At 33.4% G+C, this 18,211-nt stretch carries 13 protein-coding genes, 2 tRNA genes, 1 rRNA gene and 1 pseudogene; 16 read left to right on the top strand and 1 reads right to left on the bottom strand.

Going from position 1 to position 18,211, the window contains the following annotated elements; all coding sequences use genetic code 11:
• The first annotated feature begins 12 nt into the window (after positions 1-12).
• From mgrA to tnpA, 4 genes are all read left to right on the top strand, one after another.
• Entirely contained in the window at positions 13-1,005 is a 993-nt protein-coding gene (mgrA, locus tag C4N20_RS07380; RefSeq protein ID WP_005982651.1) for an L-glyceraldehyde 3-phosphate reductase, read from the top strand.
• 332 nt (positions 1,006-1,337) lie between these two features.
• Positions 1,338-2,690: a Na+/H+ antiporter NhaC family protein gene (locus C4N20_RS07385; protein ID WP_005982653.1), complete on the top strand. Its 1,353-nt coding sequence runs from the start codon at positions 1,338-1,340 to the stop codon at positions 2,688-2,690.
• 26 nt (positions 2,691-2,716) lie between these two features.
• On the top strand, positions 2,717-3,907 hold the full coding sequence (locus C4N20_RS07390) for a M20 metallopeptidase family protein (RefSeq protein ID WP_005982655.1): 1,191 nt from the start codon (positions 2,717-2,719) through the stop codon (positions 3,905-3,907).
• 171 nt (positions 3,908-4,078) lie between these two features.
• Positions 4,079-4,540, top strand: a complete 462-nt coding sequence (tnpA, locus tag C4N20_RS07395; RefSeq protein ID WP_005981031.1) for an IS200/IS605 family transposase — start codon at positions 4,079-4,081, stop codon at positions 4,538-4,540.
• 176 nt (positions 4,541-4,716) lie between these two features.
• On the opposite strand, the gene pdxR is transcribed toward tnpA, so the two are convergent.
• The gene (pdxR, locus tag C4N20_RS07400) at positions 4,717-6,165 is read right to left on the bottom strand and encodes a MocR-like pyridoxine biosynthesis transcription factor PdxR (RefSeq protein WP_005982661.1); all 1,449 of its coding nucleotides are present in this window, start codon (positions 6,163-6,165) and stop codon (positions 4,717-4,719) included.
• Positions 6,166-6,466: 301 nt separating this feature from the next.
• Between pdxR and C4N20_RS07405 the strand changes: the two genes are divergently transcribed.
• From C4N20_RS07405 to C4N20_RS07455, 12 genes and pseudogenes are all read left to right on the top strand, one after another.
• Positions 6,467-7,657, top strand: coding sequence for a MalY/PatB family protein (locus C4N20_RS07405; RefSeq protein WP_005982663.1), 1,191 nt, complete (start codon positions 6,467-6,469; stop codon positions 7,655-7,657).
• A 20-nt stretch (positions 7,658-7,677) separates the two neighbouring features.
• Entirely contained in the window at positions 7,678-9,030 is a 1,353-nt protein-coding gene (locus tag C4N20_RS07410; protein WP_005982664.1) for a Na+/H+ antiporter NhaC family protein, read from the top strand.
• A 53-nt stretch (positions 9,031-9,083) separates the two neighbouring features.
• Positions 9,084-10,277, top strand: a complete 1,194-nt coding sequence (gene megL, locus C4N20_RS07415; protein ID WP_005982666.1) for a methionine gamma-lyase — start codon at positions 9,084-9,086, stop codon at positions 10,275-10,277.
• A 525-nt stretch (positions 10,278-10,802) separates the two neighbouring features.
• Positions 10,803-12,023 carry a tyrosine--tRNA ligase gene (gene tyrS / locus C4N20_RS07420; protein ID WP_005982668.1) on the top strand — a complete coding sequence of 407 codons (1,221 nt, stop codon included), beginning with the start codon at positions 10,803-10,805 and terminating at the stop codon, positions 12,021-12,023.
• 42 nt (positions 12,024-12,065) lie between these two features.
• Positions 12,066-12,407: pseudogene (locus C4N20_RS16720) on the top strand (GNAT family N-acetyltransferase); the annotation flags it as partial.
• Between the two features lie 120 nt (positions 12,408-12,527).
• Complete coding sequence (nth, locus tag C4N20_RS16725; RefSeq protein WP_035960540.1) at positions 12,528-13,169, top strand: endonuclease III; 642 nt, start codon at positions 12,528-12,530, stop codon at positions 13,167-13,169.
• Positions 13,170-13,249: 80 nt separating this feature from the next.
• Entirely contained in the window at positions 13,250-14,419 is a 1,170-nt protein-coding gene (gene nifS / locus C4N20_RS07430) for a cysteine desulfurase NifS (RefSeq protein ID WP_005982672.1), read from the top strand.
• A 22-nt stretch (positions 14,420-14,441) separates the two neighbouring features.
• Positions 14,442-14,828 carry a Fe-S cluster assembly scaffold protein NifU gene (nifU, locus tag C4N20_RS07435; protein ID WP_005982674.1) on the top strand — a complete coding sequence of 129 codons (387 nt, stop codon included), beginning with the start codon at positions 14,442-14,444 and terminating at the stop codon, positions 14,826-14,828.
• Between the two features lie 97 nt (positions 14,829-14,925).
• Positions 14,926-16,056, top strand: coding sequence for a D-alanyl-D-alanine carboxypeptidase family protein (locus C4N20_RS07440; RefSeq protein ID WP_005982676.1), 1,131 nt, complete (start codon positions 14,926-14,928; stop codon positions 16,054-16,056).
• Between the two features lie 285 nt (positions 16,057-16,341).
• A 16S ribosomal RNA gene (locus C4N20_RS07445) occupies positions 16,342-17,849 on the top strand.
• A gap of 93 nt (positions 17,850-17,942) precedes the next feature.
• Positions 17,943-18,019: transfer RNA gene (locus C4N20_RS07450), tRNA-Ile, on the top strand.
• A gap of 8 nt (positions 18,020-18,027) precedes the next feature.
• A tRNA-Ala gene (locus C4N20_RS07455) sits at positions 18,028-18,103 on the top strand.
• Positions 18,104-18,211 lie beyond the last annotated feature (108 nt).

An 18,211-nucleotide genomic window follows, 5' to 3' on the forward strand; every position in this document is an offset into this window, starting at 1 on the left:
GGAGAAAAGTATATGAGATATACAGCTGATGAAAAACGATATAATGATATGAAATATAGAAAATGCGGAAACAGTGGACTTTATCTTCCAGTTGTATCTTTAGGACTATGGCAGAATTTTGGTGAAGAAACACCTTTAGATATTCAAAAGAAAAAATTGTTCAAAGCTTTTGATCTGGGCATAACTCATTTTGACTTGGCCAATAATTATGGAAGACCAGCAGATGGTTCAGCAGAAGAAAATCTTGGAAGAATATTGAAATCTGATTTGAACAGTTATAGAGATGAACTGATAATATCTACAAAAGCTGGGTATGATATGTGGCCAGGACCTTATGGAAATGGAGGATCAAGAAAATATATTATGGCGAGCTTAGACCAAAGTCTGAAAAGAATGGGATTAGAGTATGTAGATATATTCTACCATCATAGACCTGATCCAGATACTCCTTTAGAGGAGTCTATGACAGCCCTTGCTGATATAGTAAAACAGGGAAAAGCCTTATATGTGGGAATATCTAATTACAAAGCAGAGGAAGCAGAAAAGGCTGTAAAAATACTTAATGATTTAAAAGTTCCCTGTCTTATAAATCAAATCAGATATAATATGTTTGAAAGATGGGCAGAGGAAAAACTATTTGAAATATTGGAAAATTCTGGAACTGGGTGTATGTGCTATAGTCCTTTGGCACAGGGAGCTTTGACTAACAGATATATCAATGATGTACCTTCTGATTCGAGAGCAGCAAGAACTGGAACTACTATAGCAGAACGTTATCTTGATGAAGAAAAGCTATTAAGAGTAAGAGAGCTGAATAAAATAGCAGAAGAAAGAAATCAAAGCATGGCACAAATGGCTCTTGCATGGGTATTGAGAAGAAAAGAAATAACAAGTGTATTAATAGGAGCAAGCAGACCAGAGCAGATAGAGGACAATGTAAAAACTATTCAAAATTTAGAGTTTTCAGAAGATGAAATAGTAAGAATAGAAAATATATTGAAATAGAATGGAGAAGAGAATCAGAAATGATTCTCTTCTTTTGTCTTGGAGGGCAAAAAATATTTGGATTATTAAAGAAGAAAAAAGTGTTGTATAACAGTAGTTTTTTTATTATATTTTATTTCAAAATTAATCTCAAAGTGTGACAAAAAGATAAAATAATATGGAAATTAAACTGTTGTATATCACTTTAAATAATTAAGCCTCTTGACGAATAGCAGATGACAGATTATATTCTATATTAGAATAAATGATGGAAAAGAAAATATGTATATATTTAAAATATAATTGAAGGAAAGGATGCAAGTAAGTATTTTTTATAATAAGGGGGAAAAGTTATGAATGAAAAAACAGGAACAGAAAAGAAAAATTATGGAGGCTGGGCATTTATTCCACTGGTTGTATTTTTGGTAATATATCTAGGCGGGGGAATGTTTTTTTCAGCTAGAGGAGTGGCCAGTCCATTTAATCAGCTTCCAAGACATGCAGCATTGCTGATAGGGGTTATCATAGCATTTGCGATGAACAGAAAAATGAAGCTGGATGATAAAATCAATATATTTACAACAACTTCAGGAGAAAGCGGAGTTATGATGATGGCTCTTATCTTTCTTTTAGCAGGAGCTTTTGCAGGGGTGGCAAAAGGAATGGGTGGAGTAGATTCTGTTGTAAACCTTGGCCTTACTTTTGTACCAAAACAGTTTTTAGTTCCAGGTCTATTTGTAATATCAGCATTTATATCTACTGCAATGGGAACTTCAACAGGAACATTAGTAGCAGTTGCTCCGATAGCATTGGGAATATCGGAAAAAGTGGGATTAAATCCAGCAATAACATTGGCAGCAGTTCTGGGAGGAGCTATGTTTGGAGATAATCTGTCAGTTATATCAGATACAACAATTGCAGCTACTAGAGGAGTAGGATGCGAAATGAAAGATAAATTCAGAATGAACTTTTTAATTGCTATACCAGCAGCCATTGCAACAATCATAGCCTTTACAATATTAGGGGGAGCTGGGCAGATCGAGGGAGAATTAAGTTACAATTTAATAAAAGTGATTCCATATTTAGCAGTACTTATAGCAGCAGTTGCAGGAGTAAATGTATTTACAGTTCTTATTGGAGGAATCCTATTTGCAGGATTAGTAGGATTTGTAACTGGAAGTATGACATTTGTAACATTCTTCCAATCAGTAGCAAAAGGTATGGATGGAATGATGAATGTAACTATTATGGCTATTCTTATTAGAGGACTTATTGGATTGATAAAAGAATATGGTGGAATAGAATGGCTTGTACAAAAACTTACTGGGAATATCAAAACTCGTAAAGGAGCTGAATACAGTATAGCAGTTTTGGTATCTGTATTGGTTTTCTGTCTTGTAAATAATACTATTGCTATAATAATTGCTTCTCCAATAGCTAAACAGGTAGGAGAAAAATTTAAGATAGCTCCAAAAAGAACAGCAAGTTTATTAGATATATTCAGTTGTGTAATTTTATGTTTAGCTCCACATGCAGGAGGAATGCTTCTTATAACATCTATGGCATCAGTTTCTCCAATAGAAATAATAAGTTTCTCTTTCTATCAGGTATTTTTAGGAATCTGTACTATAATAACTATTCAATTTGGACTTATGAAAACTAAAGAAGAAAAAGAAGCAGACTTACTGGAAAAACAAACTGCTTAGTTGAGAAAAATGAGACAGGAGGAAAAATGGACAGAATAATAGAATTAGCAGAGAAATATTCTAATGAAATGATTGCAAATCGTAGAAAAATACATAGAAATCCAGAATTAGGAGGGCAGGAAGTAGATACTTCAAACTTCATAGTTGAAGAACTGGAGAAGTTAGGAATAGAAGTAAAAAGAGGATTTGCCAAAACGGGGATACAAGGAATGATTTATGGTAAAAATCCTAATGGAAAAACAATAATGATAAGAGCGGATATAGATGCTCTTCCCATGAGTGAAGAAAATGATCTTGAATATAAATCTCAGGTAGATGGAAAAATGCACGCTTGTGGGCATGATGTACATACGGCTGCTTTATTAGGAGTAGCAAAGATATTGTCTCAATTAAAAGATGAACTTGATGGAAATGTTAAATTATGCTTTCAACCAGCAGAAGAAACAGTAGGAGGAGCTGATTTAATGGTAGAGGATGGAATATTGGAAAACCCCAAAGTGGATTATGTAATCGGGATGCATGTAGAGCCTAATGAAAAAATAGGAACAGCATCTATAGAACCTGGACCAGTGAGTTCATATCCTGATTTCTTTGAGATAAAGTTTATTGGAAGAGGGGGACATGGCTCATTTCCTTCTAAAAGTATAGACCCTATACTTCCAGCAGTAGAGACATATAATCTCTTAAATCTCATATCTAAAAAAGTGTCACCATTAGAGCCGTGTGTGGTACAGATATGCAGATTCAATGCTGGAACATATGATGCTATTATTCCAAATGAAGCAGTAATTGCAGGAACAGTAAGGACTTTGCATAAACACAATCGTGAATTTGTAAAAGAACAAATGGACAAAATAATAAAAAATATAAGCGAAATATATGGAGTGGAATATAAATTTTCTTATAGAGGAAAAACATTCCCTGTATATAATACACCAGAGATAATAGGAGCAGTAAGAGAAAGCGTAAAGGATGTTTTTAACAAAGGCTTTGTTGTAAATCAAAGTTTTAAAATAGGAGGAGATGATTTCTGCTTCTTTAGTGAAAATACTCCAGCTACATATTTAATAGTAGGAAGTGCAAATGAAGATAAGGCTACACAATATCCTCTTCATAACCCTAAATTTAATGTAGATGAAGAGGTAATAAAAACTGGAGCAGCGGCATTCTCTAAAATAGCATACGATTATTTAAATGGAAAATATAAAGGAATATAGGCAAAATAAAAAACTGACCTGGTTACAGGTCAGTTTTTTCATTGTATAAAAAAACCACTTGCTAAGCGAGTGGTACAAAAAAGCCGGAAGGCTATGCTTAGAAAATAAAAGCTCCTTTGATATAATTAATTAGGTTTGCCGGCCGATTAACTAATCAAAGGAGGTCATAAAATGTATGACAATAATAGTCTATCACATACAACATGGAATTGTAAATATCATATCATATTCGCACCAAAATATAGAAGGCAGGTAATATATGGAAAAATCAAAGGAGATATAGGGCAGATATTAAGAAAACTCTGCGAATTTAAAGGAGTAGAAATAATAGAGGCTAATGCCTGTAAAGACCATATACATATGTTGGTAAGTATACCTCCGAAAATAAGCATATCAAGTTTTATGGGATATTTGAAAGGGAAAAGTTCATTGATGATATTTGATAAACATGCAAATTTAAAATATAAATATGGGAATAGACATTTTTGGTGTAGAGGATATTATGTTGATACAGTAGGAAGAAATAAAGAAAGGATCGCAAAATATATAAGAGAACAGTTGCAAGAAGATATAGCGAATGATCAATTGACATTGAAAGAGTATATAGATCCTTTCGGAGAAAAAACAAACTAAAGCACACCAGCTACTTAAGTAGCTGAATGAAGAATTACGCGGTTGGCAAACCATTCAGTAAGGCTTAAGCCTAAGCTAGTACCATACCCTTATAGGGTGGAGCAAACCACCACTTGAAGTGGTGGTTTGTGATTAATAATAAAATTTATTTGATTTATACTAATCACTATAAAATTTTATCTTAGAAGAAGAGAAATAAAATCTTCTTTGAATAAGAAATCTTTTTTTTGTGAAAATTCCTCCAAAGATTTTTTTATTATTTGAATACCTCTAATTATTTCATCTTTTGATACAGCAGCAAAACTTAAACGGATATGATCATTTTCCTGTTCATCATTTATATGAAATACAGAGTCAGGAAGAATAGAGACATGTCTTTCTTTCAATACATTATAAAATACATTGGAATTTAACCCTTTGGGTAGTTTAATCCATATGTAAAACCCTCCATTAGGAATATATGGAAGTTCTATTTCTTTTATTTCTCCCAAAAGAGAAAGTGTAAGTTCATATTTCTCCTTAAATGCTGCCCTTAATTTTTCGATATGAGGTTCAAAGTATCCTCTTTTGAGAAAAAGGTGAAGAGCCAGTTGAATAAGACCAGCTGATGATATATCAGCAGAAAATTTTGCAGCAATAATATCAGAAATCAAATTACTAGGAACAATCATATACCCAAGTCTCAAACCAGGCATTATAAGTTTTGAAAAAGAATTTATGTATATAACTTTATTTTTTCTGTCCATAGCCTTTAATGGTGTAGCAACATTATTATAATAGTAAAGATGAGAATGACAGTCATCTTCTATAATTGTAAAATTATATTTTTCTGAAAGTTCCAATATTTTCTTCTTTTTTTCTGTTGACCATGAAATTCCAGTAGGGCTTTCAAAATTTATCATAGTATAGATAAAATCTACTTTATTTTTTTGTAAAATTTTCTCTAATTCCTCTATATTTATTCCATCTTCTTCCAAAGAGACACTTATCATTTTTGCTATTTCAGAAAAGGTATTGATAGCTCCATAATATGTAGGGTTAGCCGCTACCATTGTGGTAGTTTTTCTTTTTAGAATAATTTTTTTTATAAGATCCAATGCTTGTTGAGATCCAGAAACTATTTGAATATTATTAGGCGAAGTATAAATATTATTATTTTTAAGTTTTTCTGCAATTGTTTCTCTGAGCTCTAAAAGCCCCTGAGTATTGAAATAGTTGAAAGCTTTTTCTCCATAATTATTAAATATATCATTTATCAATTCCTGAAATATACCAACAGGATAAAGATCAGCAGCAGGGGTAGCACTTGCAAAATTTATATCTTTATTTATTATTGCAAAATTATTTATAACAGGTTTTTGAGTATTGGAAATAAGTTTATTCTTTTCTTTTACAAAGCATCCCTTTCCAGAGAGCTTATAGATATAATTGTTTTTTTCAAGAAGATCATATGCCTTCAAAACAGTGAGAGTATTTATATCGAATTTGATGGCAACCTGTCTTATAGAAGGAAGCTTTTCATTAGGAAGAGCTTCACCAGTTTCTATCATATTTTTTATAGAATCATATAGCTGCAAGTAAATTTTATGAGGTGAATCTTTGTAGATTAAGAAATTAAGTTTCATAAAAATCTTCTCCTTTTTGCTACAACTGTTTTATATTGTTGAAAATTGTTTGATATAGTTAAAATATAAAAAGCGTTATACAACAGATATTAAAACAGTTTTTATTATTTTAAAACAGAGCTTAAATTACGAAAAATAGACAACTGTATCAAAATTACAAACTGTTATACATCGGTTTCCACAGTTATATATCTTGACTAAAAGACTATAACGGTTTATAGTTGTATTATAATATATGAATCAGAAAATTGCTATGTATTTAAAAAATTTATGAGTATTGTTTCTGCAAAAGGAGGAAAAAATGAAGTATTCTTTTAATGAAAAAATTGACAGAACAGGAAATCATGCGGCTAAGTGGGAGGAAATGGGGAAAAAATTTATATCAGATGATTTATGGCCAATGTGGATAGCAGATATGGATCTTAAAACAGCTCCTGAAATAATAGAGGCTATGAGAGAAAAAGTAGAACAAGGAATATTTGGTTATGTATATAGACCAGATTCTTATTATCAAGCAGCAGCAGATTGGTTAGAAAGAAGATTTGGATACAAAATTGATCCAGCTACTCTTATAAATAGTCCTGGAGTTGTGCCTACACTCTCTTTATTGGTAAGAAGTATGACAAAACCAGGAGAAAAAATACTTATTCAAAGTCCAGTATATTATCCTTTTGCTGCTACTATAAGAGATAATGGAAGAGAAGTAGTAGAAAATAAACTTGTAAAAGATGATGAAGGATATTATACAATAGATTTTGAAGATTTTGAGAAAAAAGTTTCAGATGAAAGTATCAGTTTATTTATTATGTGCAGTCCTCACAACCCTGTGGGAAGAGTGTGGAAAAGAGAAGAACTTCAAAAGATGTCTGATCTTTGTTTAAAATATAAAGTAAGAGTTATATCAGATGAAATTTGGAGAGATATAGTAATGCCAGGGCATAAACATATCCCAACAGCTTCTCTTGGAAAAGAGATCGAAAATAATACTATCACTTGTTTCTCACCAACTAAAACATTTAATATAGCGGGACTTCAAGCTTCATTTGTAACATTTCCAAGAAGAGAAGAATGGGAAAAATTTGATAATGAATTAGGAATACTGGATATTAAGAGAAACAGTCCGTTTAGTCTGGTAGCTTTTGAAACTGGATATACAAAATGTGATGAATGGGTAAATCAATTAGTTGAACATTTAAATGGAAATATGGATTATGTAATTAATTTTATAAGAGAAAAAATTCCAGAAATAAAAGTTAAAAAACCTGAGGGAACTTATTTGATGTGGCTGGATTTTTCAGCATTAGGTTTATGTAAAGAAGATACATCTAAATTTATGCAGGAAAAATGTAAAATAGCATTAGATGATGGATTTTGGTTTGGGGAAAATGGAATAGGGTTTGAAAGAATGAATATAGCTTGTCCTAGATATATGGTAGAAGAAGGAATGAATAGAATAGAAAAAGCTGTGAAAGAATGGAGAGAAGGCAAATAAAATCTTAGGGAGGTTTAATAATGAATGAAAAAACTGGAGAAAGAAAATATGGCGCGATGGCGTTTTTACCTTTATTAGTATTTTTGGCATTATACATAGGAAGTGGGCTTCTATTTACATTTATGGGAGTTGACGGAGCATTTAAAAAGTTCCCAAGACATGTAGCTCTTCTTATAGGTATAGCAGTAGCCATGATTATGAATAAATCAATGAAACTTGATAAAAAAATTGATATATTTACTGAAAATGCAGGAAATTCAGGAGTTATGCTGATAGGTTTAATTTACTTATTAGCTGGAGGATTTCAAGGTGCAGCAAAATCAATGGGTGGAGTTGAGTCGGTAGTTAATTTAGGACTTACATTTATTCCAGGTGCAGCTCTTGTTCCAGGAGTGTTCCTTATATCATGTTTTATTTCAACAGCAATAGGAACATCAATGGGAACAGTTGCAGCTATGGCTCCAATAGCAATAGGTGTGGCTCAGGCAGCAGGGCTTAATCTTCCTCTAACATGTGCAGCAGTTATAGGGGGAGCGTATTTTGGAGATAACCTTTCAATGATATCAGATACTACTATATCAGCAGCCAAAGGTGTAGGATCAGAGATGAAGGATAAATTTAAAATGAACTTCTTTATTGCTTTGCCAGCAGCTATAATTGCAATCATAGGATACTGGGCATTTGGAGGGGCTGGAGAAATATCTGGAGATCACCCATATCATTTGCTTCGTGTAATTCCATATATAGTAGTATTGATAGCAGCTTTAAAAGGATTTAATGTAGCAGGAGTTCTGTTGGTTGGAATAGGAATGACAGGAGTCATAGGACTTGCTGAAGGAACTGTAAGTTTCTTAGACTGGGTAGGTGCAATAGGTGGAGGAATGGAAGATATGTTCAGTATCACTATTGTAGCTATATTGATTTCAGGGCTTATAGGATTAATTAAATATTATGGTGGAGTAGACTGGCTTGTAAATGGTATTGTTTCTAGAATTAAGGAACGTAAGGGTGCAGAGTATGGAATTGGACTTCTTTCAGGACTTTTATCAGCAGCTCTTGTAAATAATACAATAGCTATTATCATATCAGCTCCTATAGCTAAAGAAATAGGAAAAAATTATGGAATAGCACCAAAACGTCTTGCCAGCCTTATAGATATATTTGCCTGTGCGTTTATATCATTGACACCTTATGATGGAGGTATGCTGATAGTTACTGGGCTTTCAGATGTATCACCTATGGCAGTATTGAAATATATGTTCTATATGTTTGCTTTGATAATAACAACTTGTATCACTATCCAATTTGGACTGCTACGTACAAAAGAAGAGATCGAATTTATTGAAAAAAATCCTAATGGAATAAGAGAATAATATTTAAATAAAAAAGTATAGAGATAATAATATAAAATCACGGAGGAAGAGCAATGAACGATTTAAAAAATAAGGGAATGGGAACAATAGCAATTCATGCAGGACAAGGAAAAAATCCATTTGGAGCTTTATCAACTCCAATATATCAAACATCAACATTTGTGTTTGATTCTACAGAACAGGGAGGAGCAAGATTTGCTGGAAAAGAAGAAGGGTATATTTACTCAAGATTAGGAAATCCTACAACAACAGTAGCAGAAGAAAAAATAGCAGCATTAGAGTGTGGAGAGGCAGCAGCAGCTACATCTTCTGGAATGGGAGCTATATCATCTGCACTTTGGACACTTTTAAGAGCAGGAGACCATGTGATAGCAGATAAAATATTGTATGGGTGTACATTTGCATTGTTATGTCATGGAATGACAAGATATGGGGTAGAAGTAGAATTCTTAGATACTTCTGACTTAGAAGCAGTAAAAAAAGCAATGAAGAAAAATACAAGAGTAGTATATCTTGAAACACCAGCAAACCCAAATCTAAAAATATCAGATATAGAAGAAATAGCAAAGATAGCTCATACAAATGAATATACAAAAGTAGTAGTAGATAATACATTTGCTTCTCCATATTTACAAAAACCTTTGCTGTTAGGTGCGGATTTAGTAGTTCACTCAGCAACTAAATATCTCAATGGACATGGAGATGTAATCGCAGGTTTTGTAGTTGGAAACAAAAAACTTATAACAGAAGTAAAATTATTTGGAATAAAAGATATGACAGGATCAGTATTAGGACCAACAGAAGCCCACCTTATAATCAGAGGATTAAAAACTTTTGAAATAAGAATGCAAAGACATTGTGAAAATGCAATGAAAGTTGCTGAATATTTAAATGCTCATCCTAAAGTATCGAAAGTATATTATCCGGGACTTAAAGATCATGAGGGATATGAGATAGCTAAAAAACAAATGACAGGATTTGGAGGAATGATGTCATTTGAACTTGAAGGTGGATTTGAAGCAGGAAAAACATTATTAAATAATTTAGAAATGTGTGCTCTTGCAGTAAGTTTGGGGGACACAGAAACATTGGTACAGCATCCAGCATCAATGACACACTCAGCTTATACAAAAGAAGAATTAAAAGAAGCAGGAATCCCTGAAGGATTAGTAAGATTATCAGTGGGATTAGAAAATATAGAAGACATAATAGCTGATTTAGATAAAGCATTCGAAAAAATAAAATAGGATAAAAAATAATTAAGGAGCAGGGAGAAATTTCTGTTCCTTTTTTAATTGAGAATAAAAACTACCCCTTGAAAAAGACGAATCTACTAATAATACTAATTAAATAAGACCAATAAATTACTACTAATAAAATTATTATTGGTCTAAAAAATAGTAGTAGACTTTTTTGAAAATAGTATAAAAAATTTACAATATTTTTTTAAAAATTGAATGGTTAACAGAAAGAAAGGATGTATTAACAATTAAGAATTGAAAAAATAAGAAAAACATGATAGAATTTAAAGAAATAAAAATACACAGAGGTCTAAAATGTTTAGTAAAAATAATGTATTTATAACATCTTCATACTATTACTGCTATTAGGATTTAGGAAACTAAATCCCTTTTGTTATGCAGTTTGATAGTAAAGGGAGATGTATTGATAGATAGATAAGCCTATTGATACAAATCAATAGGCTTTTATTTTTTCTTTAAAAATAAAGGGCTTTGTGTTAAAATAATATAGAAAAAATAAGGGAGGACGAGATGGAAAACGTATTTGATGTGTTAGTAGGACGTGGATACTTAAAACAATTCACTCACGAAGAAGAAATGAGAGAAATATTAGGGAAAGAGAAAGTTACTTTCTATATAGGGTTTGATCCAACAGCAGATAGCTTACATGTTGGGCACTTTATTGCTATGATGTTTATGTCTCATATGCAAAAACATGGTCACAGACCAATAGCTCTTCTTGGTGGAGGAACTGCCATGATAGGAGACCCAAGCGGAAGAACTGATATGAGAACAATGATGTCAAAAGAAACTATTGCTCATAATGTGGCATCTATAAAAAAACAAATGGAAAAATTTATAGACTTTTCTGATGGAAAAGCTATACTTGAAAATAATGCAGATTGGTTATTAGGACTTAATTATGTAGATTTTATAAGAGATATAGGGGCACATTTTTCTGTAAATAGAATGCTTGCAGCAGAATGTTTTAAATCAAGAATGGAAGCAGGACTTTCTTTCCTTGAATTTAACTACATGCTTATGCAAGGATATGACTTCCTTGTATTAAATCAAAAACATGGATGTACTATGCAGTTAGGTGGAGACGACCAATGGTCTAATATGATAGCTGGAGTAGAGCTAATTAGAAAAAAAGAACAAAAACAAGCTTTTGCAATGACTTGTACTCTTCTTACTAACAGTGAAGGTAAGAAAATGGGTAAAACTGCTAAAGGAGCTTTATGGCTAGACCCAGAAAAAACATCTCCATATGAGTTCTACCAATACTGGAGAAATGTTGATGATGCAGATGTTGAAAAATGTCTTTCATTATTGACATTTATTCCTATGGATGAAGTAAAAAGATTAAGTGCATTGGAAGGTGCAGAAATAAACGAAGCTAAAAAGATACTTGCTTTTGAAATTACAAAAATGATCCATGGAGAAGAGGAAGCTCTTAAAGCTAAAACGGCAGCAGAAGCTCTATTTGGCGGAGGACAGGATATGAGTAATGTTCCTTCGGTAGAAATAGAAGAGTCAGCTTTAGGAACTGGACTTGTAGACTTCTTAGTGGAAAAAGGGATATTAAAAACTAAAAGTGAAGGAAGAAGATTAGTTCAGCAAAATGGACTAAATGTAGGGGACAGCAAAGTTACAGATTTTGCTATGCCTATAACAAAAGAACTTTTCACTGATGGAGAATTTCTTGTTAAAATAGGAAAGAAAAAATATCATAAAGTAGTTTTAAAATAGTCAAAGGTGAGTTTATTGATTGAGATAATATTGAGAAAAATGATGGACAAGGATATACCTGATATTTACAGGTATATCCATCTGAATTATGTGAAAAAATACTATCCTGATAATGAAAAAGAGCAGTGGGAAGCTCATAGAAGATGGTACAGTTTTGTTGTCAATTCTCCCTCATATCTTTTCTATACTATAGAAAGTTTGAGCAGGGAGTTTTTAGGAACTGTAAAATTTGAATTAGATGAGGAGGAAGCTGCCATAAGTGTGTATCTTGTAGAAGATATACGAGGAAAGGGATATTCAGAAACAGTTATTCTCAACAGCATCAATGAACTTTGCTTTGAAAAGCCACATATAAAAAAAATATCAGCGTATATATTGGAAGAAAATGAGATCTCACAAAAAGTATTTTGTAAGATTGGATTTAAGAGAAAAAAAATAGAAGAGTATAATGGAACTGAACATATTTTATTTGAGAAGAGAATGAAATCTTCAGAGGGAAAAACTATGACTAAGAAAGAAAAAGTAAAAAAAATACTTGAAAAACTTCATGAAAAATTTGGAGATCCTAAGTGCGCCTTGGATTATAAAACACCTTTTGAACTTCTTGTAGCTGTTATTCTTTCAGCTCAATGTACAGATGTGAGAGTAAATATTGTTACAAAAGAGATGTATAAGAAGGTAAATACTCCAGAAGGTTTTGCAGCTCTTCCAGTAGAAAAAATAGAAGAAATGATAAAAAGTACAGGGTTCTTTAGAAATAAAGCGAAAAATATAAAATTATGCAGTCAACAGCTTCTTTCAAAATATAATGGAGAAATACCAAAAGATATGGATAAATTAATAGAGTTGGCAGGGGTAGGAAGAAAAACAGCCAATGTAGTAAGAGGAGAAGTTTGGGGGCTTGCAGATGGAATAACTGTAGATACTCATGTGAAAAGATTAACTAACTTAATTGGGTTGGTTAAAAATGATGACCCTGTAAAAATAGAACAGGAGCTTATGAAAATAGTTCCTAAAAAAGACTGGATAGATTTTTCACACTACCTTATCTTACAAGGAAGAGACAAGTGTATAGCTAGAAGACCAAAGTGCAGTGAATGTGAAATAAGAGAGTTTTGCAACCATGGAAAAAATCTGGATAAATAATCATTTTAATTCTTGACAAAATAAATAAGGAATGGTATAACATAATAGTAATTAGAATGTATTTCAAGGAGACGGTAAATATGAGAGTTTATCTAGACAATAATGCAACAACAAAGATGGATAATGAAGTATTTGAAGCAATGGTGCCTTATTTAACAGAATATTATGGAAACGCTTCAAGCTTGCATCTTTTTGGTAAAGAAACAAATAAAGCTATGAATGAATCAAGAGAAACTATCGCAAAATATCTTGGTGCAGATCCTAGTGAAATTATATTCACAGCATCAGGAAGTGAATCTGACAACCTTGCAATCAGAGGAATAGCTAGAGCATATAAAAATAGAGGAAAACATATAATAGCAAGTCCAATAGAACATCCAGCAATTAAAAATACATTAAAAGATCTAGAAGATGAAGGATATGAAATAACAATTCTTCATGTTGATAAAAATGGAATGTTAGATGTAGAGGAACTTAAAAATGCAATAAAAGATGAAACTATCTTAATAACTGTAATGCATGCTAATAATGAAGTTGGAACTTTCCAACCAATAGAAGAAATAGGAAAAATAGCAAAAGAAAATAAAATTATATTCCATGTGGACGCAGTTCAGACAATGGGAAAAGTAGATATAAAGCCAAAAGAAATGGGAATAGATCTTCTTTCTTTCTCTGCACATAAATTTTATGGACCTAAAGGAGTAGCGGCTCTTTATTGGAGAAATGGAGTAAGATTTGGTAAAGTTCTTACTGGTGGAGGTCAAGAAGGAAAAAGAAGACCAGGAACTTCAAATGTTCCAGGAATGGTCGGAATGGCAAAAGCTTTAGAATTAGCTTATAGAGATATGGCAGAAGAATTTAAAAAAGAAGAAGAATTAAGAGATTACTTTGAGAGTGAAGTATTAAAAAGAATACCTGAAGTTGTAATAAATGCTAAAGAAGCAAAAAGACTTCCAGGAACTTCAAGCATCACATTTAAATATCTTGAAGGAGAATCAATTCTTTTAAGTTTAAGTTATAAGGGAATAGCTGTAAGTTCTGGATCTGCTTGTTCATCTGATGATTTACAAGCTTCACATGTATTGCTGGCAATGGGAATTGCACCTGAATTTGCACATGGAACTATTAGATTTGGTCTAGGAAAATATAATACAAAAGAAGAAATAGATTATACATTGGATGTTCTGGTAGAAGTGATTGAAAAGTTAAGATCAATCTCTCCTCTTTGGAATGAATTTAAAAATAAATAATAGTAAATAAGGAGTATGAAAAATGCAATATACAGAAAAAGTAATGGAACATTTTATGAATCCGCATAATGTTGGAGTTATAGAAAATCCATCTGGATATGGAAAAGTAGGAAACCCTTCATGTGGAGATATCATGGAAATATTTATTAAAGTAGAAGATAATATAATAACTGATGTTAAGTTCAGAACTTTTGGATGTGCTTCTGCAATAGCTAGTTCTTCAGTATCTACAGAACTTATCATGGGAAAAACTGTTGATGAGGCTTTAGCTCTTACAAATAAAAAAGTAGTAGAAGCATTAGGTGGACTTCCACCAGTAAAAATGCACTGTTCTGTTCTTGCAGAAGAGGCTATAAAATTAGCTATAGAAGATTATCTTTCTAAAAAAGATAAAAAAGAAGAAAAATAGAAAATAACTCATTAAAAAATTAATTTTTAATATAAGCTTCTGTAAATTTGTGATATAATTTTACAGAAGCTTATTTTTATACAACAGGAGATGCGTAATGAAGAAAACTATAAATGTATTATTATTGGCTATTGTACTTATAAGTTCCACAGTTTTTGCCAAAGACTCTGAAACTCTCATGAAAGAGGAAACTCCTTCATATAAAGCAATACTTTTAGGGGATGATAAAGGTAAAATATATTATTCTGAAAATATTGATGAGAAGTATCCCTTAGCTTCTCTTACAAAGATGATGACTTTGATGGTGACTTTTGATCAGTTGGAAAAAGGGAATATAAAGATGAAAGATAAGATCAAGGTCAGTAAGAAATCAGCTCAAACTGGTGGAAGCAGAATTTTCATGAAAGAGGGAGATGTGTTTACTCTTGAAGATTTGATTAAAGCAACAGCTATATATTCAGCTAATAATGCAGCTTATGCAATAGCAGAATATATAGGGAAGGGTGATGTGGATAAGTTTGTAAAAATGATGAATAAAAAATCTGCTGATCTGGGATTAGAAAAAGAATTGGAATTTTATACACCAGCTGGACTGCCAAGTGACATGACTAAAAAAGGAATGGATGCAGGAACAACAAGAGGAATATACAAATTATCTCTGGCAGCTGCGAAATATAATAAATATATGGAAATTGCCTCTATTAAAGAAACTACTATCCATAATGGAAAATTAAAAATAAAAAATAGAAATCTTCTGTTGGGAGAAGAGGGAATATATGGAATTAAAACAGGACATCATTCTAAAGTGGGTTATAATATTTCTGTATTAAGTGATAAAGATAATATGAAAATATTTACAGTAGTTGTAGGGGGGCCTACATATCAAAAAAGAGATGAAAGTGTTTTAAATCAAATGGAAGAATTTTATGAGGAATACCAATTTAGAAAACTTACTGATAAAAATGTTTCTATAGCTAAGGTTCCAGTTTTTAGTGGAGATAAAGAGTATGCAGATTTGTATCCAGATAAAAACTTTACAGATATTTTAAAGAAAAACAGTGATATAAAAATATCTATTAAAAGAAATAAAGGAGTAATTGCTCCAGTAGAAGCAGGGAAAGCTTTAGGAGAATATAAAGTAGTAGTAGACGGAAATGTTGTTGAAACTGGAAAACTTATAACAAAAGAAGATGTGAAATTAAGTATATCTTTAAAAAATATATTCTAAAAAATGAGAGAAATCTTGGGGAAAAGATTTAGTATTAAAAAAAGAAAAGTTAGTAATATAAAAGAAAAATCAAAGGCTTTAATAAATAAATAAAAAATTTTTAAAAAAAGTAAAAAAGATATTGACGGAATCTAAAAACTATGATATTATAATCAATGTACCGCAGGAAAGCGGGACAAGAAAAGGTAATAAAAAAGGACATTAGCAACAGAATAGAGAGAGATGAAAAAATCAACAAACAATAAATAGGTGTAAACAATCAGTTATATAACTGAGTAAATAGATTGAACGAAGAGTTTGATCCTGGCTCAGGATGAACGCTGACAGAATGCTTAACACATGCAAGTCTACTTGATCCTTCGGGTGAAGGTGGCGGACGGGTGAGTAACGCGTAAAGAACTTGCCTTACAGACTGGGACAACATTTGGAAACGAATGCTAATACCGGATATTATGATTGGGTCGCATGATCTGGTTATGAAAGCTATATGCGCTGTGAGAGAGCTTTGCGTCCCATTAGTTAGTTGGTGAGGTAACGGCTCACCAAGACGATGATGGGTAGCCGGCCTGAGAGGGTGAACGGCCACAAGGGGACTGAGACACGGCCCTTACTCCTACGGGAGGCAGCAGTGGGGAATATTGGACAATGGACCAAAAGTCTGATCCAGCAATTCTGTGTGCACGATGAAGTTTTTCGGAATGTAAAGTGCTTTCAGTTGGGAAGAAGTCAGTGACGGTACCAACAGAAGAAGCGACGGCTAAATACGTGCCAGCAGCCGCGGTAATACGTATGTCGCAAGCGTTATCCGGATTTATTGGGCGTAAAGCGCGTCTAGGCGGCTTAGTAAGTCTGATGTGAAAATGCGGGGCTCAACCCCGTATTGCGTTGGAAACTGCTAAACTAGAGTACTGGAGAGGTAGGCGGAACTACAAGTGTAGAGGTGAAATTCGTAGATATTTGTAGGAATGCCGATGGGGAAGCCAGCCTACTGGACAGATACTGACGCTAAAGCGCGAAAGCGTGGGTAGCAAACAGGATTAGATACCCTGGTAGTCCACGCCGTAAACGATGATTACTAGGTGTTGGGGGTCGAACCTCAGCGCCCAAGCTAACGCGATAAGTAATCCGCCTGGGGAGTACGTACGCAAGTATGAAACTCAAAGGAATTGACGGGGACCCGCACAAGCGGTGGAGCATGTGGTTTAATTCGACGCAACGCGAGGAACCTTACCAGCGTTTGACATCCCAAGAAGTTAACAGAGATGTTTTCGTGCCTCTTCGGAGGAACTTGGTGACAGGTGGTGCATGGCTGTCGTCAGCTCGTGTCGTGAGATGTTGGGTTAAGTCCCGCAACGAGCGCAACCCCTTTCGTATGTTACCATCATTAAGTTGGGGACTCATGCGAGACTGCCTGCGATGAGCAGGAGGAAGGTGGGGATGACGTCAAGTCATCATGCCCCTTATACGCTGGGCTACACACGTGCTACAATGGGTAGTACAGAGAGCTGCAAACCTGCGAGGGTAAGCTAATCTCATAAAACTATTCTTAGTTCGGATTGTACTCTGCAACTCGAGTACATGAAGTTGGAATCGCTAGTAATCGCAAATCAGCTATGTTGCGGTGAATACGTTCTCGGGTCTTGTACACACCGCCCGTCACACCACGAGAGTTGGTTGCACCTGAAGTAACAGGCCTAACCGTAAGGAGGGATGTTCCGAGGGTGTGATTAGCGATTGGGGTGAAGTCGTAACAAGGTATCCGTACGGGAACGTGCGGATGGATCACCTCCTTTCTAAGGAGATCATTTCTCTTTCTCTATTCTATTGATGGTGTTCTTGTGATAACGGCAGTTATCATCTTAAAATAGAACAGTATCTTTATGAATGCGTTTGTAGCTCAGCTGGTTAGAGCACACGCCTGATAAGCGTGAGGTCGGTGGTTCGAGTCCACTCAAACGCACCATATGGTATGGGGATATAGCTCAGTTGGGAGAGCGACGCACTTGCACTGCGTAGGTCAGCGGTTCGATCCCGCTTATCTCCACCAAATTTTTTTTCGATTTTTTTATGGACATTGGAAACTATATAGTAGATTAAATACAATTTTAACTCTTGTTTATATAAACAGAGTTAGCTGTCAATCAAATTAAACAAA

This window comes from Fusobacterium ulcerans (genome assembly GCF_003019675.1).
GTDB lineage: Bacteria > Fusobacteriota > Fusobacteriia > Fusobacteriales > Fusobacteriaceae > Fusobacterium_A > Fusobacterium_A ulcerans.